This window comes from Brooklawnia sp., assembly GCF_049651565.1.
Classification (GTDB): domain Bacteria; phylum Actinomycetota; class Actinomycetes; order Propionibacteriales; family Propionibacteriaceae; genus Brooklawnia.
Genome location: NZ_JBASCI010000202.1, coordinates 1 through 2,630, shown reverse-complemented (window position 1 = coordinate 2,630; position 2,630 = coordinate 1). Strand labels below are relative to the sequence as shown.

Annotated in this window: 4 protein-coding genes; all 4 read right to left on the bottom strand. The window is 68.7% G+C overall.

The window, feature by feature from the left end:
* On the bottom strand, positions 1–368 hold a 368-nt coding region (locus tag WBL05_RS09515), incomplete at its 3' end, for a translation initiation factor IF-2 N-terminal domain-containing protein (protein WP_424225468.1).
* 316 nt (positions 369–684) lie between these two features.
* Complete coding sequence (locus WBL05_RS09510; protein ID WP_424225467.1) at positions 685–927, bottom strand: YlxR family protein; 243 nt, start codon at positions 925–927, stop codon at positions 685–687.
* 6 nt (positions 928–933) lie between these two features.
* Positions 934–1,911: a transcription termination factor NusA gene (gene nusA, locus WBL05_RS09505; protein ID WP_424225470.1), complete on the bottom strand. Its 978-nt coding sequence runs from the start codon at positions 1,909–1,911 to the stop codon at positions 934–936.
* Between the two features lie 10 nt (positions 1,912–1,921).
* Positions 1,922–2,482, bottom strand: a complete 561-nt coding sequence (gene rimP, locus WBL05_RS09500) for a ribosome maturation factor RimP (protein WP_424225466.1) — start codon at positions 2,480–2,482, stop codon at positions 1,922–1,924.
* Positions 2,483–2,630: the final 148 nt, after the last annotated feature.

Genomic DNA, 2,630 nt, shown 5'->3' with positions numbered 1-2,630 from the left:
GCACGCGGGCCAACCTGGGCGCCGCCGGTCGCGACCGCCGCGTCGGGTGTGGTCGTGGGGGTGGCGGCGGGCCTGGGCTGTTCCTTGACACCCGCGCCACTTGTCGTCGGCGCCTTGGCAGCGCCGGAATCAGCCGCGCTCGAAGACGCGACGGGTGCCCGCTTGGACGAGGCAGCCGCGCTCTTCGGCGCGGCATCTGCGTCCTTGGACGCGTTCTTCACCTTCTCGGTCACCCGGCGAACCACCGGCGCCTCGATCGTCGAGGACGCTGAGCGGACGAATTCGCCCATCTCGTTCAGGGTGCTGAGAAGCTCCTTGCTTTCCAGTCCGAGCTCCTTCGCGAGCTCGTAGACACGGACCTTGGCCACTGATCTCCTTCAGGTCCAGGCCCGGGGCCAGGACCACTAGTTGTTGTTGGTGCTCATTTCGGCGTACTCATCGAGTGGTCATGAGCGGCTGCCCACCTTCTGGCTAGACGTGATCACGGCGATACCCCGGCGTCCTGCCGAGCAACGGCACCGGAGTGCGCCGTGGCTGGAGAGACAGGGCTGAGGTTCTTCGGGAAGGACCCGGAAGACACGCACGGACAAGTTTAACGCGTCGGCATGGTCAAATCCCAACCGACCGGCAACCGCCCAGGTCGATTCTGCCGAAGGACCGGCCCGGGCGAACCCGGCCGCACGTTCAGTCGAGCAGCTGGGTGAGCGCGGTGTCGTCCACCCTGCGCCGGAAGCTGCGCGCGAATCCGCCACGCCGCCGGGCCAGCTCGACGCACCGAGGGTCGGGGTGCAGCCATCCGCCGCGGCCGGCCGCGGTGCCGCGGGGATCGAGCCTCAGCGTCGGACCATCCAGCACGAACCGCACCATGTCAGCGGCAGGTGCGGTACGCCGGCAACCAACGCAGGTGCGGAGCGGTGCGCTGGGCACTTGCGTTCAGGCACCTTCGACCGCGGTGTCGGGCCGGATGTCGATACGCCAGCCGGTCAGCCGGGCGGCCAGCCGGGCGTTCTGGCCCTCCCGGCCGATCGCCAGGCTGAGCTGGTAGTCGGGGACGATGACCCGGGCGGTGCGGGCCGCCGGGTCGACCACGGTGACCTGCTTCACCTTGGCCGGGCTGAGCGCGTTGGCGACGAACCGGGCCGGGTTGGCGTCCCAGTCGACGATGTCGATCTTCTCCTCGTTCAGCTCGTGCATGACCGCGCGTACCCGCTGGCCCATCGGGCCGATGCAGGCGCCCTTGGCGTTGATCTCGGGGTTGTTGGAGTGCACCGCGATCTTGGTGCGGTGGCCGGCCTCCCGGGCGATCTCCTTGATCTCGACGATGCCCTGCTCGATCTCGGGCACCTCGAGGGCGAACAGCTTCTTGACCAGGTTCGGGTGGGTGCGGCTGACGATCACCTGCGGGCCACGCAACTCCTTGCGGACCGCGACCACATAGACCCGCAGCCGCTTGCCGTGTCGGTACTCCTCACCGGGGGCCTGCTCGGCGACCGGCATGATGGCCTCGATCTGGCCCAGGTCGACCCGCACCGTGCGGGAATCCCGGTCCTGCTGGATCACCCCGGTCAGGATGTCGCCCTCGGAGGCCTGGAAGCGGCCGAACTTCTGCTCGTCCTCGTGCTCGCGGAGCCGCTGGAAGATCACCTGACGGGCGGTGGAGGCGGCGACCCGCCCGAAGTCGCTGGGGGTGTCGTCGTACTCGCCGACGACGTTGCCCTCCTCGTCGCGTTCGGGAACCATCACCGCTACCCGGTTGAGCTTGCGGTCCAGTACCACCCGGGCGCCGGGGTGGGCGTCCTCGGTCTTCAGGTAGGCGTTGAGCAGGGCGTCCTCGAGCGCCTTGACCAGGTACTCGAGCGGGATCTCCTTGTCGCGTTCGATCGTGCGCAGGGCCGTCAGATCGATCTCCATGGCCATGGCGTCAACCCCTCTCGGTATCACCGGGGCCGAAGTCGTCGTCCCCGGACTCGGGATCGAGGAAGTCATCGTCCTCGTCGGCGGTGGTGTCGGCATCGGGTGCACCGCGGCGGTTCATCTCGACCTGGATCACCGCCCGCTTCACCTGGTCGAGTCGGTGGACCTCGGTGTTCCCGCCCGACTCGATGCTCACGGTGTCGTCGTCACTGGCGGTGATGCGTCCGGTGGTCTGGCCGCCATCGACCAGGGTCAGCGCGACCAGTCGTCCGATGTTGCGTCGGTAGTGGGCCGGGCGGGCAAGTGGCCGCGACACCCCCCGCGAACTCACCTCCAAGGTGTACGGCTGCTCCCCCATCACGTCGGATTCGTCCAGGGCCAGCGAGATGGCGCGGGTGGCCTCGGCGATCTGGTCGAGGTCCGGGCCATGACCGCCCGGACCGTCCCCGTCGACGATGACGCGGACCACGCGGCGCCTACCGGCCGGGGCCACCTCAACAGCGTCCAGTTCAAGCTCGTGACTTGCCAGGACAGAACCCAACAGTTCGCTCAGCCCGGTCTGCTGCATGGGTGATCCTCTTGTCCGATTTACTTCACGTGTTGGGCCAGTCTAGGACATCGTTGCCGGGGCGGCCCGCGGTAGGCTGCTGCGGGTGACGAGCCAGCCGCCCCCACCCCGGTACCGGCGGCGTGGCCTGCTGTTGGGGGCCGTGGCC

Excerpts from the sequence above, each read along its gene's own strand:
- nusA (WP_424225470.1), bottom strand. The coding sequence starts at position 1,911 with ATGGAGATCGATCTGACGGCCCTGCGCACGATCGAACGCGACAAGGAG.
- rimP (WP_424225466.1), bottom strand. The coding sequence starts at position 2,482 with ATGCAGCAGACCGGGCTGAGCGAACTGTTGGGTTCTGTCCTGGCAAGT.